The sequence below is a fragment of the Variovorax sp. GW823-FHT04F07 genome (assembly GCF_058795995.1).
Genome location: NZ_JBXAIG010000006.1, coordinates 168906 through 183189 on the forward strand (window position 1 = coordinate 168906; position 14284 = coordinate 183189).

Annotated in this window: 13 protein-coding genes; 8 read left to right on the forward strand and 5 right to left on the reverse strand. The window is 69.5% G+C overall.

What is annotated here, in order from left to right; genetic code table 11:
* Positions 1-7 precede the first annotated feature (7 nt).
* On the reverse strand, positions 8-1390 hold the full coding sequence (locus AC1RAA_RS25000) for a phosphomannomutase/phosphoglucomutase (protein WP_492728022.1): 1383 nt from the start codon (positions 1388-1390) through the stop codon (positions 8-10).
* A gap of 110 nt (positions 1391-1500) precedes the next feature.
* Between AC1RAA_RS25000 and AC1RAA_RS25005 the strand changes: the two genes are divergently transcribed.
* From AC1RAA_RS25005 to AC1RAA_RS25015, 3 genes are all read left to right on the forward strand, one after another.
* Positions 1501-3105, forward strand: coding sequence for a DNA-3-methyladenine glycosylase 2 family protein (locus tag AC1RAA_RS25005; RefSeq protein ID WP_492728023.1), 1605 nt, complete (start codon positions 1501-1503; stop codon positions 3103-3105).
* Positions 3102-3599 (forward strand): methylated-DNA--[protein]-cysteine S-methyltransferase, encoded by a 498-nt coding sequence (locus AC1RAA_RS25010; RefSeq protein ID WP_095746281.1) that lies wholly within the window; start codon positions 3102-3104, stop codon positions 3597-3599. Before AC1RAA_RS25005 ends, AC1RAA_RS25010 begins: the two co-directional genes overlap by 4 nt.
* 78 nt (positions 3600-3677) lie before the next feature.
* A complete protein-coding gene (locus tag AC1RAA_RS25015; protein ID WP_492728024.1) occupies positions 3678-4640 on the forward strand; it encodes a DMT family transporter in 963 nt (320 codons plus the stop codon).
* A 7-nt stretch (positions 4641-4647) separates the two neighbouring features.
* On the opposite strand, the gene AC1RAA_RS25020 is transcribed toward AC1RAA_RS25015, so the two are convergent.
* Positions 4648-5301, reverse strand: coding sequence for a DUF1345 domain-containing protein (locus tag AC1RAA_RS25020; protein ID WP_492728025.1), 654 nt, complete (start codon positions 5299-5301; stop codon positions 4648-4650).
* Between the two features lie 186 nt (positions 5302-5487).
* On the opposite strand from AC1RAA_RS25020, the gene AC1RAA_RS25025 reads away from it, so the two are divergent.
* Together AC1RAA_RS25025 and AC1RAA_RS25030 are read left to right on the forward strand one after the other, a co-directional pair.
* On the forward strand, positions 5488-6336 hold the full coding sequence (locus AC1RAA_RS25025) for a hypothetical protein (RefSeq protein WP_159275890.1): 849 nt from the start codon (positions 5488-5490) through the stop codon (positions 6334-6336).
* 115 nt (positions 6337-6451) lie between these two features.
* Entirely contained in the window at positions 6452-8059 is a 1608-nt protein-coding gene (locus AC1RAA_RS25030; RefSeq protein ID WP_492728026.1) for a class I adenylate-forming enzyme family protein, read from the forward strand.
* Between the two features lies 1 nt (position 8060).
* Here AC1RAA_RS25030 and AC1RAA_RS25035 read toward each other — a convergent pair whose 3' ends face one another.
* The 3 genes from AC1RAA_RS25035 to AC1RAA_RS25045 are packed head-to-tail and all read right to left on the reverse strand — an operon-like array spanning position 8061 to position 11570.
* A complete protein-coding gene (locus tag AC1RAA_RS25035) occupies positions 8061-9605 on the reverse strand; it encodes an acyl-CoA synthetase (RefSeq protein ID WP_492728027.1) in 1545 nt (514 codons plus the stop codon).
* 5 nt (positions 9606-9610) lie between these two features.
* Positions 9611-10744 carry a DUF5938 domain-containing protein gene (locus AC1RAA_RS25040; RefSeq protein ID WP_492728030.1) on the reverse strand — a complete coding sequence of 378 codons (1134 nt, stop codon included), beginning with the start codon at positions 10742-10744 and terminating at the stop codon, positions 9611-9613.
* Positions 10745-10766: 22 nt separating this feature from the next.
* The gene (locus AC1RAA_RS25045; protein ID WP_095746287.1) at positions 10767-11570 is read right to left on the reverse strand and encodes an SDR family NAD(P)-dependent oxidoreductase; all 804 of its coding nucleotides are present in this window, start codon (positions 11568-11570) and stop codon (positions 10767-10769) included.
* 202 nt (positions 11571-11772) lie between these two features.
* Between AC1RAA_RS25045 and AC1RAA_RS25050 the strand changes: the two genes are divergently transcribed.
* From AC1RAA_RS25050 to AC1RAA_RS25060, 3 genes are read left to right on the forward strand one after another with little or no spacing between them, the layout of a single operon-like run.
* Positions 11773-12453: a TetR/AcrR family transcriptional regulator gene (locus AC1RAA_RS25050; protein ID WP_492728033.1), complete on the forward strand. Its 681-nt coding sequence runs from the start codon at positions 11773-11775 to the stop codon at positions 12451-12453.
* A 7-nt stretch (positions 12454-12460) separates the two neighbouring features.
* The gene (locus AC1RAA_RS25055) at positions 12461-13423 is read left to right on the forward strand and encodes a TIGR03571 family LLM class oxidoreductase (RefSeq protein WP_492728036.1); all 963 of its coding nucleotides are present in this window, start codon (positions 12461-12463) and stop codon (positions 13421-13423) included.
* Between the two features lie 54 nt (positions 13424-13477).
* A complete protein-coding gene (locus AC1RAA_RS25060) occupies positions 13478-14182 on the forward strand; it encodes a glutathione S-transferase N-terminal domain-containing protein (RefSeq protein ID WP_492728037.1) in 705 nt (234 codons plus the stop codon).
* Positions 14183-14284 lie beyond the last annotated feature (102 nt).

The following is a 14284-nucleotide window of genomic DNA, read 5'->3' on the forward strand; positions in this document are numbered from 1 at the left end:
AGGTTCTTCAGTGGGCAGCAGCGGCCAGCGTGGCGTCGGGCTTGACCGTTCGCAGCACCGCAAGCATCTCGGTCTCGATGCGTTGGAGCGCCGCCTCGGTCTGGCCTTCGAAGCGCAGCACCAGCACGGGGGTGGTATTGGAAGCGCGGATCAGCCCGAATCCATCGGGCCAGTCCACGCGCAGGCCGTCGATGGTCGAGACCTGGGCGGGCGCGTCGAAGCGCGCGTTCTGCACGAGTTGGGCGACCAGCGCGTGCGGCTCGCCTTCGGCGCAGGCGACGTTCAGTTCGGGGGTCGAGAAGCTGGTGGGCAGCGCATTGAGCACGGCGTTCGCGTCCGGGTGCTTGCTCAGGATCTCGAGCAGGCGGCAGCCGGCGTACGTGCCGTCGTCGAAGCCGTACCAGCGCTCCTTGAAGAAGATGTGGCCGCTCATCTCGCCGCCCAGCGGCGAATCGATTTCCTTCATCTTCGCCTTGATGAGCGAGTGGCCGGTCTTGTAGATCATCGGCGTGCCGCCCGCGGCCTCGATGGCCGGCGCCAGGCGCTGGGAGCACTTCACGTCGTAGACGATGGTGCCGCCGGGCACGCGCGAGAGCACGTCCTGCGCAAAGAGCTGCATCTGGCGGTCGGGGAAGATGTTCTGGCCGTCCTTCGTGACGATGCCCAGCCGGTCGCCGTCGCCGTCGAAAGCCAGGCCCAGCTCGGCCTGGCCCTTGGCCAGTTCGGCCATCAGGTCCCGGAGGTTGTCGGGCTTGCTCGGATCGGGGTGGTGGTTGGGGAAGTTGCCGTCGACCTCACTGAACAGCTCGACCACGTCGCAGCCGATGGCGCGGAAGATGGCCGGCGCGGTCGCGCCCGCGATGCCGTTGCCCGAATCGACCACGATCTTCATGGGGCGCGCGAGCTTGATGTCGCCCACGATGCGCTGCACGTAGGCGTCGGTCACGTCGACCTTGCGCACGCTGCCGCCCGGTGCGAGCTTTGCAGTGCCCTCTTCCATAGTCTTGCGCAGGCCCTGGATCTCGTCGCCGTAGATCGCGCGGCCGGCCAGCACCATCTTGAAGCCGTTGTAGTCCTTCGGGTTGTGGCTGCCCGTGACCTGGATGCCGCTGGTGCACAGCGTGTGGGCCGCGAAGTACAGCATCGGGGTCGTGACCGCGCCGATGTCGATCACCTCGACGCCGGTGGCGACCAGGCCGTCGATCAGCGCGTCCACCAGCGCCGGGCCCGACAGGCGGCCGTCGCGGCCCACGGCCACCGCGGTCTCGCCGGCCGCGCGGGCTGCGCTGCCGAAGGCACGGCCCAGCGCCTCGGCCACTTCGACATCGAGACTGAGGGGCACGACGCCGCGGATGTCATAGGCCTTGAAGATCGATGCGCTGAGCTGCATGAAGGGCGGAGTCACTGTTGGTTCGGAGTCGGGCATTGTAGGCAACGCGTTGTAGACATCGATGTCCGAAAACGGCCAGTTGAAACGAGTCGAAACCGTATCATTTCCCCATGTCTACCGCCCACGCCCCCTCCGAAGTGCTCGAGAGCGACGCCTGCTACCTGGCGATGAAGACGCACGACGCGCGCTTCGACGGCTCGTTCTTCACGGCCGTGACCTCCACCGGCATCTACTGCCGGCCGGTGTGCCGCGTGAAGCTGCCGCGGCGCGAGAACTGCCGCTTCTTCCGCCACGCAGCCCAGGCCGAGGCAGCAGGCTTTCGCCCCTGCCTGCGCTGCCGGCCCGAGCTGGCGCCGCGCGCAGCCAGCTGGTCGACCGAAGACGCCTCGCGCATCCTCGCATTGCAGGCGGCGCGCTTGATCGACGAGCCCGATGCCTGGTCCGAGGAAGGCCCCGGCGCGGCGCAGATCGCGGCCCGCCTGGGCGTGAGCGACCGCCACCTGCGGCGCATCTTCGAGGCGCAGTTCGGCGTGTCGCCGCTGCAGTACCTGCAGACGCGCCGCCTGCTGGCCGCCAAGCAGCTCATCGCCGACACGCGCCTGCCGATGACGCAGGTGGCGCTGGCCAGCGGCTTCGCGAGCGTGCGGCGCTTCAATGCGGCCTTCGTGGAGCACTACGGGCTCAACCCGAGCGCACTGCGCCGCGCGGGCGGCACCGAGGGCGGCGAAGGCAAGGCCATCGAGGTGCGGCTGGGCTTTCGCCCGCCCTACGACGCGAACGCCATGCTCGGCTTCTTCGCACGGCGCGCGCTGCGCGGCGTCGAGACCGTGCACACCGCCGACGGCAAGGAGCCCGCCAAGGGCAGCACGCCGACCTACGTGCGGCTGGCGCGCACCCTGCGCGTGCAGCACGGCGGGCAGGCGCATGCCGGCTGGCTGCAGCTGCGCTTCGACCTCGAACGCGAGCAGGTGCTGCTGGCCGTGAGCGATTCGCTGGCCGCGGTGCTGCCCATCGTCATCAGCCGCGCACGCGCCCTGTTCGACCTCGATGCGGAGCCGATGGCCATCAACGCCGCGCTGCATGCGGCCTTTCCGCACGGCGACGGGCTGCGCGTGCCGGGCACGGTCGACGGCTTCGAGCTCGCGGTGCGCGCGGTGCTGGGCCAGCAGATCACCGTGGCCGCGGCGCGCACGCTGGGCTCGCGGCTGGTCGAGGCTTTCGGCGACGCGATCGACACGCCCATCGACGGCCTGAGCCGCCTCTTCCCCACGCCCGCCGCGCTGGCGGCGGCCAGCGGCGATGCGCTCGGGCAGCTGGGCATCGTGCGCCAGCGGCAGGCCGCGCTGCAGGCCATCGCGCGCGAAGTGGCTTCGGGCCGGCTGGCGCTGCATGCGGGCGCCGACGTGCCCTCCACCCTGGCGGCGCTGCAGGAACTGCCCGGCATCGGCGCCTGGACCGCGCAGTACATCGCGATGCGCGCCCTGCGCTGGCCCGACGCCTTCCCCGCCGGCGACGTGGCCCTGCAGAAGGCGCTGGGCGTGACCACCGCGCGCGCCGCGGGCGAGGCCTCGCAGGCCTGGCGCCCCTGGCGCAGCTATGCGGTGCTGCGGGCCTGGCACACACCGCCCGCGCCCTCCGAACCGGCATCGGCCGCCGCGCCGACCGCCACTTCTTCCGACCTCGCAACGGCAGGCCCCGTGCCTGAAAGACCATGAAATTCAAGCGCACCGTCATCTACACCTCGCACACCGACACGCCGCTGGGCGGCGTCACGATGGCCGCCACCGATCAGGGCCTGGCCGGCGTCTGGTTCGACCACCAGCGCCACTGGCCCGACACCACGGGCTGGCAGACCAAGGACGACCACCCCGCGCTGGTCGAGGCGGCCGCGCAACTGCACGACTATTTCGCGGGCCGTCGCAGCCACTTCGACATGCAGCTCGACCTGTCGCACGGCACCGCCTTCCAGCAGGGCGTGTGGCAGGCGCTGCTCGCCATCCCGGCCGGCGAGACCACGACCTACGGCGCGCTGAGCCAGCGCGTGGGCAACCCGGCCGCGGTGCGCGCGGTCGGTGCGGCGGTCGGGCGCAACCCGATCAGCGTGATCGTGCCCTGCCATCGCGTGCTCGGTGCAGACGGCTCGCTGACCGGTTACGCTGGCGGGCTCGAGCGCAAGACCGCCTTGCTCGAACTCGAGACCGGCAAGTAAGACAGAAGAAAACACCGCCCGTGGCGCGGCGCGACATCCTCTCGATGTAGCGCAGCGCGCCACACCCCAAAGAGACGCATGACCACAACGAACAACAACAGCACCGTCGCCCCCTCGCCTTCGCCCGCCCCCGCCGCGCTCGCGCCCAAGGCGTGGCTTGTCGATCTCGTGCTGCTGGGCGCGCTGTGGGGCGCCTCCTTCCTGTTCATGCGCATCGGCGCGGCGGAGTTCGGCGCGCTGCCGACCGCGGCCGTGCGCGTGGTCATCGCGGCGCTGTTCCTGCTGCCGATCGCGCTGCTGCGCGGCCAGGGGCCGTCGATCGCCAAGCACTGGAAGGCCAGCCTCACGGTCGGCATCTTCAACTCGGGCATGCCCTTCGCGCTGTTCTGCTTCGCGCTGCTGACCATCAACACCGGCCTGGCGGCGGTGCTCAACGCCACCACGCCGATGTTCGGCGCGCTGGTGGCCTGGGCCTGGTTTCGCGAGCGGCCGAACGGCTCGCGCCTCGTCGGCCTGGTGATCGGTTTCGCGGGCGTCGCGATGCTCGCCAGCCGCAGCGCCGGCCTGCATGCCGGCGCCAGCAACCACGCCGCGCTGTGGGCCGTGCTGGCCTGCCTGGCGGCGTGCCTGTGCTACGGCATCTCGGCCAGCGCCACGCGGCGCCACCTGTCCGGCGTGCCCGCGCTGACCACGGCCACCGGCAGCCAGATCGGCGCCAGCCTGTTCCTCGCGCTGCCCGCGATCTGGCTCTGGCCCGCGCAGATGCCCAGCCTGCGCGCGTGGCTGGCGCTGCTGGCCCTGGGCATCGCCTGCACGGGCGTGGCCTACATCCTGTTCTTCCGACTCATCGAACGCGCCGGCCCGGCCCGCGCGCTCACCGTGACCTTCCTCGTGCCGGTGTTCGCGCTGTTCTACGGCGCCGTGTTCCTGGGCGAGCAGATCACGCAGTGGATGCTGATCTGCGCCTTCGTGATCGTGTGCGGCGTGGCGCTGTCGACCGGCATCGTCAAGCTGCCGTCGCTGCGCAAGGCCGCGGGCTGAGCCTTCTTCAGACCACGCCGGCCACCACGTTCACCGACAGGGCCAGCACGAGCATGTTGAAGGCGAAGGCGAGCACGCTGTGGACCAGCGTGATGCGCCGCATCTCGTGCGAAGTGGCCTGCACGTCCGACACCTGCGAGGTCATGCCGATCACGTAGGCGTAGTACATGAAGTCGAAGTAGTCGGGCGCTTCCTTGCCCGGAAAGTCGAGCCCGCCGTCGGAGGCGCTGTCCTTGCGGTCGATGTAATAGCGGTGCGCGTAGTGGAAGGCGTAGATCGTGTGCATCATCAGCCACGAGCCCGCCAGCGCCACCAGCCCCAGCGCCACGTGCGCGCCGCGCGCCCAGCCGCTGAGCTGGCGCACCTGCTGCAGCAGCATCGCGATGGCGACCACGCTCACGCCCACCGCCACCAGCATCGACACCAGGATCACGACGTTGGGCTGGTCCAGCTGCTGCGCGCGCTCGCGCGTACGCTGGGCGTCGAAGGTCTCGGCCAACCACCAGCTGAGCACCTGGTACACGGCCACGCCCGCGCACCAGCCGGCCAGCGCGCGCGCCGTGAGGCCCATCGGCCAGGGCACGAGCGCCACCACGACGGCCGCCGCGGCCCCGTAGAGAAGGCGTTGGGGACCGGTGGTGGTGGAAAGGTGTTCGCGCATGGGCGGACTGTAGCGCCGCGGCATGCATCGGCGCGCGATCGGCAATTTCCTACAGGCACATCGGCCAACGGCGCATGCGCAGCGCGATGCCGCGTCACTAAGGTGATGCGGTTTCAGGGAGCCTCAGCCCGGAGGCATTGCGCCATGCACATGCCCGAGGCATCTTTCACCCGAAGGATTTCTTTCATGCTGTTGCTTCGTTCGCGTCCGTTCGACCGGACCGCGAGATTCGGCGCCCTGGGCGCCCTGGCCGGAACCGGCGCCCTCTCCCTTCTTTGCTTCGCGCCCTTTGCTGCGGCCGAGCCCTCACCGGCGCTGGACCGTTTCAGCTTCTCGGTGGGAGCCTTCAGTGCCGATCCCAAGTTCAGCGCCTCGGTCGAAACCCCCTACGGCGTGCTGCGATCGAACGAACTCAAGCCGGGCCGCGTGACCATGCCGCGCATCTCGGCCGACGTGCTGATCGGCGACAGCCAGGGCCTGTCTTTCGACTACTACCGCTACAAGCGCGACTATGAAGGACAGGTCGCCGGCAACACCTCGTTCGGCAGCTTCGGCTCGCTGAGCGCCATCGGCAACGCGAACCTCTCGGCCCAGCTGGACTTCGCCAAGCTCGCCTACAAGTGGTGGCTCGGCTCGGGCAACACCGTCTTCGGCCTGGGCGCCGGCGCGGCCTACTACCGCGCGACGCTCGGTGCCAGCGCGCTGGTCGGGGTGAACGGACAGGTGCGTTCGGTCAGCGAGCGCTCGAGCGACAACGCCATCGCGCCCCTGCTCGAGGTCGGCGTGCGCCACGCGATCACGCCCGACCTCCGGCTGTTCGCAGACGCCTCCGGCGTCTGGAAAAGCAGCGGCCGCTTCCACGGCAACATCTACAACGCCGCAGCCGGCGTGGAGTGGTTTCCGGTGAAGAACGTGGGCCTGGTGCTGTCGTATGGCGTGACCAACATCGACCTCACGCGCGAGGGCGGCTTCGCCGATTCGCGCCTCAAGGTGCGGCTGCAAGGGCCCTCGGCCTTCCTCAAGGCCCGCTTCTGACGCGGCCCCGGCGGGCGGCCGGCGCCGCATAGCCACTCTTCGCAAGACCGGCAGGCGTTGCCGGTCTTAGTCTGCGCTCCGATCGAACACCCCCAACGACCGGAGACACGCCCCCATGCCCGCCGCCCGTACCGAGCCCACGCCCTCCTCCTTCCAACGCATCGCCCGCATTGCGCTGGGCGACGTGGTCCACCGCAGCGCGCGGCGCTTCGGTGCGCGCACCGCGCTCATCGAAGGCGAGCACCGCATGAGCTACAGCGAGCTCGACACCGCATCGAACCGCTTCGCGCACCACCTGCTGGGCCTTGGCCTCGCAAGCGGCGAGCGCGTGGGCATGCTGTGCAACAACTCGATCGAGATGGTGGTCGCGCTGCTGGGCATCCAGAAGGCCGGGCTCGTGTGGGTGCCGATCAACACGGCGCTCGCGGTCGATGCCATCGGCTACATCCTCGAACACGCCGAAACGCGGCACCTGGTGATCGACACCGCGCTGCACGCGCGCCCCGAGCTGCGCCAGCTGCTGGACACGGCCGGTGTCTCGCCGCTGCTGTGCGTGCTCGACGGCGACACGCCGCCGCCCGGCGTGCCCACCGTGGCGCAGGCCATCGCGCAGGGCCCAGCCACGCTGCCCGACGTGCCTATCGACAGCGACCAGCTCGCGCTCATCATGTACACGAGCGGCACCACCGGCCGGCAGAAGGGCGTGATGCATTCGCACGCCTCGGTGCACTCGGTGCTCCAGAGCAACATGCTCGAATGGGGCGGCGGCCCTGCGCACCACGACGTGTGGAGCAACGTGCTGCCGCTGTTTCACTGCGGGCAGCACACGGTGCTGATGTCGGCGCTCGCGGTGGGCGGCACGAACGTCATCCTGCGCGGCTTCGACCCCGGCGCGATGCTCGCCGCCATCGAGCGCCACAGGATCACCGTGACGGTCGGACTGCCCATGATGTACGGCGCGCTGCTGGCCCACCCGCAGCGCGAGTCGCGCGACCTGTCGAGCCTGCGGCTGTGCGTGTATGCGATGGCGCCGATGTCGCGCACGCTGCTGCTGCGCCTGCTCGACGCGCTGTGCCCGAACTTCGCGTTGGCCTCGGGGCAGACCGAGATGTACCCCGGCGCCACCATCTTCGAGACGCACCAGCAGCGCGAGCGCTTCGGCTCGTACTGGGGCGTGGGCACGCTGGTGAACGAGGTCGCGGTGATGGGCGACGAAGGCGAGCTGCTCGCACCGAACCAGGTCGGCGAGATCGTCTTTCGCGGACCGAACGTGATGCTCGGCTACTACAAGGACCCGCAGGCCACGGCGCATGCGCAGCGCTTCGGCTGGCACCACTCGGGCGACCTGGGCAAGCTGGACGACGACGGGCAGCTGATCTTTCTCGACCGGCTCAAGGACATGGTCAAGTCGGGCGGCGAGAACGTGCCCTCGCTCAAGGTCGAGGAGGTGCTGCTGCGCCACCCGGGCGTGCTCAACGCGGCGGTGGTCGGCCTGCCGCACGAGCGCTGGGGCGAGGCCATCACGGCCTTCGTCACGCGCCGGCCCGATGCGCCGGCAGAGTTCTCGGAAGCCACGCTCACGGCGCACTGCAAGGAACACCTGGGTGGCTTCGAGGTGCCCAAGGACATCGTCTTCGTGCCCGCGCTGCCGATGACCTCGACGGGCAAGATCCAGAAGTTCGAGCTGCGCCAGGCCCACCAGGGGCACTACCAGCGCGACTGAATCAGGATGACGACAGCTTCTGCAGCAGCGACGCCCGCACTTCCTTCTTGAGCACCTTGCCGACCTTGGAGCGCGGCAGGTCGGCCCACACCTCGACCTGCTTGGGTGCCTTCACGCTGCCGATGCGCGACTTGACGAAAGTCTTGATCGCCTCGGCGTCCACGCTGCGGCCCGCATGCAGTTGCAGCACGGCCACCACGCGCTCGCCCCACTTCTCGTCGGGCAGGCCGACGACCGCGCTGTCCTGCACGTCGGGGTGCTGCATCAGCACCTGCTCCACCTCGGCGGAGTAGACGTTGAAGCCGCCCGAGATGATCATGTCCTTGGCGCGGTCGACGATGTACAGGAAACCCTCGTCGTCGAGGTAGCCGATGTCGCCCGTGTGGTGCCAGCCGTGGCGCGAGGCCTCCTGCGTAGCCTTCGGGTCCTTGTAGTAGCCGCGCATCACGAGCGAGCCGCGCACCACGATCTCGCCGCTCTCGCCCGTGGGCAGCAAGGCGCCCTCGCCGTTCATGATGCCGACCTGCACCAGCGGCCCGGGCCGCCCCGCCGAGGCCAGGCGCTGGCGCGCCACCGAACCGTCGGGGTTGAAGTGGTCGCGCGGCGGCATCATCGAGACCATCATCGGCGCCTCGGTCTGGCCGAAGAGCTGGGCCATGACGGGGCCGATCTTGTCGAGCGCTTCTTCGAGCCGCGCGGCCGACATGGGCGCGGCGCCGTACCAGAAGCACTGCAGCGAGTCGCGCTTCGTCTGCGCCAGGTCCGGGTGCTGCAGCAGCATGTAGATCAGCGTCGGCGGCAGGAAGGTGTGGGTGACGCGCCGGCGCTCGATGAGCGAAAGGAACTCGCTCAGGTCGGGCTTGGGCATGATGACCACGCGCCCGCCCAGCGCCATCACCGGCAGGCACAGCACGCCGGCCGCATGCGTGAGCGGCGCGAGCGCCAGGTACACGGGCCGGCCTTCGAAGGGGTAGCCCATGAGGGTCAGCGCCGACATCGCCTCCAGGTTGCCGCCCGAGAGCATCACGCCCTTGGGCTGGCCGGTGGTGCCGCCGGTGCCGGCGATCATGGCCACGTCGTCGGGCGGTGCGATGTCGATCGGCGCATCGCCCAGCCCGTCGAGCCATTCGTCCATGGCGGGCGCGAAAGGCTGCCGCTGGTCGAGGCACACCAGCGCCTTCAGTTTCGGCAGCTGCGTGCGCATCTGCTCGACCATGGGCGCGTAGTTGCTGTGGAACACGAGGCAGGCGCAATCGAAGGCATCGAGCACGAAGGCGTTCTCGCTGGCTTCGTTGCGCGGGTTGATCGGGCACCACACGCCACCGGCGCGCGAGATGCCGAACACCGTGGCGAAGGCCAGGGCGTCGTTGCTCGAGAGCACCGCCACCTTGTCCCCGGGCTGGACGCCCGCGCGCTGCAGGCCGCGCGCCACGCGCCAGCTGATGCGTTGCACCTGGCCGTAGCTCAGGTCGGCGTCGCCCATGGTGAGGCACGGCGAATCGGCGCCCTGCTGGGCGCCTTTGTCGAGGTAGTCGACGAGGCGCATGCGCGTCAGCCCATCTGCGTGAGCACGGGTTCCTGCACCAGCCCGAAGCTGCGCAGCGCCCCCAGCAGCTCGCGGTGCCCGAAAGCCTGGCAGCCCGAGGCAAAGCCGGCGCGGCGCGGCGCCTGCTGCAGCAGCGAAGCCGCTGCGTAGGCCTGCAGCAGGCCGGTCTGCTTGTAGTTGCAGTTGCCGAAGATCACGCAGTGCGCGCGGCCCAGCGGACCGGAGGCATGCACCGAGTCGACCGACTTGTTGATGCGCGGGTTCTCGCGCGGCGGCATGGTGTTCATCACGCCCGCCGCCGTCTGGGCCAGCGCCGCATAGCGGTCTTCGTCGTTCATGCCTTCGGTGGCCTTGAGCGCGGCGGCCACGATCTGCGGCACGCCCAGCATCAGCGGCTTGTTGAAGACGCCGCCGAGCACCTTCACGTTGGCCACGCGCGGATCGCGCTTGAACCACACCGGGTGCGAGGTACCGCCCCAGGGCAATGCCAGGGCGGCTTCGTGCTGGCCGGGAATCGACAGGTGGTACAGGCCCGCGTCGGGTTGCCACTCGACGTACTGGTTCTGCTCCAGGTAGAAGGCCTTGGAGGTGGCCGCGTTCACCAGGATGGTCTGCGTCGACGCGATGGTCGGGCTGCCGCCCCAGAACACGGCGATGTCGAGCGTGTCCAGGCCGGGCGTTTCCAGGCACAGCTGCGCGGCGATTTCGCCGGTGGTGTACATCTGTGCCAGGCCGGGCGACAGCAGCAGGCCGGCCGCCGCGAACTTGGCGCCGTACTTCTGGTCGAGCGTGATGAGCCAGTCCTGCTCGCCGGTGGTGTCGGTGTAGTGGCAGCCGGCGGCCAGGCAGGCATCGACCACCTCGGGACCGAACTTGGCGAACGGCCCCACCGTGTTGAGCACCACCGAGGCGCCGGTGAAGAGCTCGGTGAGCGCCTGGACCGTGTGCGCGACCTCGACCACTTCGTAGTCGGCGGTCTCGATGCCGGGCACGTTCGACTTCATCGCCGCTTCGAGCTTCTCCGCGCTGCGGCCTGCCGCGATGAAGGGGATGTGGTACTCGCGCAGGTACTCGCAGACCAGGCGCCCGGTGTAGCCGGAGGCGCCGTAGACGATGACGGGTTTCTTCTTGCTGCTCATTGTTTCTCTCCTGGTTGATCGCTCACATGCCCATGCCGCCGTCCACCGCGAGGCCCGCGCCGGTGATGAACCGGGCGGCGTCGGAGCAGAGGAAGACCACCACGTCGGCCATGTCGCCGATCTCGCCGAGGCGGCCCAGCGGCGTCTGGCCGATGACGTCGCCCACGGCGGCCTCGACGCTGGGCGCAAGCCCCGCGGCCACGATGTCGTTGGCGAGCTTCATTCCCATGTCGGTGGGCACGAGGCCGGGGTAGATGCAGTTGACGCGCACGCCGTAGCCCAGCTTGCCGGACTCCATGGCCGCCACGCGCGTGGCGCGGTCGACCGCCGACTTGGTCGCCGAGTAGCCGGCGATGGCGGGAAAGGCGATGGTGGCCGCGACCGAGGCGATGTTGACCACCGCCCCGCCGCCGCCCGCGCTGCCGCCGGGGCGCATGGCGCGAAAGGCGTGCTTCATGCCCAGCAGCGTGCCGGCCACGTTCACGTCGAGCATGCGGCGCAGGTCGTCGCCGTCGACGTCGACCACCAGCGAGGTGATCTCGATGCCGGCGTTGTTGACCAGGATGTCGAAGCCGCCGAGCGCCTTCACCGTGGCCTCGGTGGCAGCCGCCCAATCGCCGTCCTTCGTGACGTCGAGCGGGACGAAGCCCACCTTCGCCCCTTCAGCGGAAAGCCGCTGCGCGGTCTCCTTGCCCAGGTCGGCGAGCACGTCGCCGATCATCACCGACGCACCCGCCTGCGCCAGTGCCTGGGCGATGCCCGCGCCGATGCCGCGCGCACCACCCGTCACCAGGGCCTTGCGCCCCGTCAAGTCGAACTTGGCCATCACTTGTCTCCTGTGGATATGTGTATGAGATGGAGCGGCCATGCTAGGAATCGACTTGACGAGTGTCAAGAATTTTTTTGACGACTGCCCAAATTTCGTAAAATGCCTCTGGAATGCACGTACGAGGGATTTCCCACGCCGCGTGCTATGGTTTGCAATCACCAGGAAACACAGCGGCCGGCACTCTGCGGCCTGGCTAGAAATGACCACTCATTCACGGGTAAAGAAGCACGCCGGGCGGGTGCAGAAGGCGCCGGCCGACAAGTTCGAGCAGCGTCGCGCCGAGCTCGGCGAAGCCGCCCTCACCACGCTGGCCACGCTCGGCTACGCGCGCACCAGCCTGCGCGAAATTGCGCAGAACTCCGAGTTCTCGCATGGCGTGCTGCACTACTACTTCAGCGACAAGGTCGACCTCATCGTCTGCAGCGTCAAGCAGTACAAGGCGCGCTGCGTCACGCGCTACGACCACGCGGTCGACACCGCCACGACGTATGCCGAGCTCATGGAAGGCTTCCTGCAGAGTCTGGGCGACACGCTGCTTGGCGAAGGCCACGTGCACCGGCTCTGGTACGACCTGCGCTCGCAGGCGCTGTTCGAAGCGGCCTTCCACGACGACGTGGTGCAGATCGACAAGAGCCTCGAAGACATGATCTGGCGCATCATGAGCCGCTTCGCCGAACTCTCCGGCCAGGCGCCGGGCCTGCCGCCCTCGGCCTGCTACGCCCTCTTCGACGGGCTGTTCCTGCAGGCGCTGCTCAAGCACCTCTCGGGCGACACCAAGGCCATCGCCGACATGCAGGCCGACGTGCGGCAATCGATCGAGCGGCTGTTCGCCGCCCCCGTTGCACCCGCCGTGCCGGCCTCCCGCAAGCGGAGCGCCTGACGCCGCCATGGCGCCGTTCAACACCGCCTACCGGCAGACGCTGCTCGCCGGGCGCCTCACCCTGGGCCTGATGACGCCGCTGGCGCGCCCGCACGGCGCGATGGCCGACCCCGCGTCCGAACTGCAGCTGGCCCGCCTTGCCGACACGCTCGGATTTGCGGCGCTGTGGATGCGCGACGTGCCCGTGATGGTGCCGCAGGGCGAAGAAACCGCGGTGCTCGACGAGCCCTTCGTCTGGCTCACCGCGCTGGCCGCCGCCACGCAGCGCATCGCGCTCGGCACCGCCGCCGCCGTGCTGCCGCTGCGCCATCCGCTGCACGTGGCCAAGGCCGCGCTCTCGCTCAACCGCCTGTCGAACGACCGCTTCATCCTCGGCCTGGGCTCGGGCGACCGCGAGGCGGAGTTCGCCATCTTCCAGCAGGACATCGCGCTGCGCGGCGACGTCTTCCGCGAACGCTGGAACCTCGTGCGCTCGGCGCTCTCGCCCGATGCGCACGAGCGCGCCGCGCTGCACGAAGCCACCGGCGGCCACGACCTCATGGCGGCGCCCACCGCGCGCATCGGCATGCTGGTGGTGGGCTCGGCGCGCCAGTCGCTGCAATGGACCGCCGCCCACGCCGACGGCTGGGCCACCTACCACCGCGACGAAGCGCGCCAGCAGGGCCGCATCGGCCTGTGGCAGACCGCGCTGCGCGAACGCGCGGGCGGCGAGGCCAAGCCCTTCGTTCAATCGTTGCAGCTCGACCTGCTGGACGATGCCGACGCCCCCGCCGAGCCCATTGAACTCGGCCTGCGCGCCGGGCGCCATGCGCTCGTCGACTACCTCGACCGCATGGAGGACGCCGGCGTCGCCCACGTGCTGCTGAACCTCGCGCGCAGCAGCCGGCGGCCCGCGCAGGACGTGGTCGACGAGCTCGGCCGCGAGGTGCTGCCGCGCCTGCAAGGCCATGCGCGCACGCCGCCCGCCTGACCCGTGCAGAATCCGGCGCTCGCCGTTGTCGACCTCCTTCCAAGGACTTTCCCCATGACCGATCTCTCGCACTTCCCCATCACGAAGAAATGGCCCGCGCAGCACCCCGAGCGCCTGCAGCTGTACTCGCTGCCCACGCCCAACGGCGTGAAGGTGTCGATCCTGCTGGAGGAAACCGGCCTGCCCTACGAGCCGCACCTCGTGAGCTTCGAGACCCAGGACCAGATGTCGCCGGAGTTCCTGTCGCTCAACCCGAACAACAAGATCCCCGCCATCCTCGACCCCAACGGCCCGGGCGGCCAGCCGCTGGCGCTGTTCGAATCGGGCGCGATCCTGCTGTACCTCGCCGAGAAGACCGGCCAGTTCATCCCCAAGGACGCGGCGGCCCGCTACGAGACCATCCAGTGGGTGATGTTCCAGATGGGCGGCATCGGCCCGATGTTCGGCCAGCTCGGCTTCTTCAACAAGTTCGCCGGCAAGGACTACGAAGACAAGCGCCCGCGCGACCGCTACGTGGCCGAGTCGAAGCGCCTGCTCGGCGTGCTCGACAAGCACCTTGCCCAGCGCGCATGGATCATGGGTGACACGTACACCATCGCCGACATCGCCACCTTCCCGTGGGTGCGCAACCTGATCGGCTTCTACGAGGCCGGCGACCTCGTGGGCTTCAGCGAGTTCAAGAACGTCGCGCGCGTGCTTGAGGCCTTCGTGGCGCGGCCCGCCGTGGTGAAGGGCCTGGGCATTCCGAAGCGGGGCTGAGGCCCTCTCGATCGGGCCTCTGCCGGGGCCGTCGTCTGCATCGGCGACGGCTGTACCGAACCCGTTGCTCGAGCGACTCCCTCGTTTGTGGGATTCCTGACC

Excerpts from the sequence above, each read along its gene's own strand:
- AC1RAA_RS25060 (WP_492728037.1), top strand. The coding sequence starts at position 13,478 with ATGACCGATCTCTCGCACTTCCCCATCACGAAGAAATGGCCCGCGCAG.
- AC1RAA_RS25005 (WP_492728023.1), top strand. The coding sequence starts at position 1,501 with ATGTCTACCGCCCACGCCCCCTCCGAAGTGCTCGAGAGCGACGCCTGC.
- AC1RAA_RS25025 (WP_159275890.1), top strand. The coding sequence starts at position 5,488 with ATGCTGTTGCTTCGTTCGCGTCCGTTCGACCGGACCGCGAGATTCGGC.
- AC1RAA_RS25045 (WP_095746287.1), bottom strand. The coding sequence starts at position 11,570 with ATGGCCAAGTTCGACTTGACGGGGCGCAAGGCCCTGGTGACGGGTGGT.
- AC1RAA_RS25010 (WP_095746281.1), top strand. The coding sequence starts at position 3,102 with ATGAAATTCAAGCGCACCGTCATCTACACCTCGCACACCGACACGCCG.
- AC1RAA_RS25020 (WP_492728025.1), bottom strand. The coding sequence starts at position 5,301 with ATGCGCGAACACCTTTCCACCACCACCGGTCCCCAACGCCTTCTCTAC.
- AC1RAA_RS25040 (WP_492728030.1), bottom strand. The coding sequence starts at position 10,744 with ATGAGCAGCAAGAAGAAACCCGTCATCGTCTACGGCGCCTCCGGCTAC.
- AC1RAA_RS25035 (WP_492728027.1), bottom strand. The coding sequence starts at position 9,605 with ATGCGCCTCGTCGACTACCTCGACAAAGGCGCCCAGCAGGGCGCCGAT.
- AC1RAA_RS25030 (WP_492728026.1), top strand. The coding sequence starts at position 6,452 with ATGCCCGCCGCCCGTACCGAGCCCACGCCCTCCTCCTTCCAACGCATC.
- AC1RAA_RS25000 (WP_492728022.1), bottom strand. The coding sequence starts at position 1,390 with ATGCAGCTCAGCGCATCGATCTTCAAGGCCTATGACATCCGCGGCGTC.
- AC1RAA_RS25050 (WP_492728033.1), top strand. The coding sequence starts at position 11,773 with ATGACCACTCATTCACGGGTAAAGAAGCACGCCGGGCGGGTGCAGAAG.
- AC1RAA_RS25015 (WP_492728024.1), top strand. The coding sequence starts at position 3,678 with ATGACCACAACGAACAACAACAGCACCGTCGCCCCCTCGCCTTCGCCC.
- AC1RAA_RS25055 (WP_492728036.1), top strand. The coding sequence starts at position 12,461 with ATGGCGCCGTTCAACACCGCCTACCGGCAGACGCTGCTCGCCGGGCGC.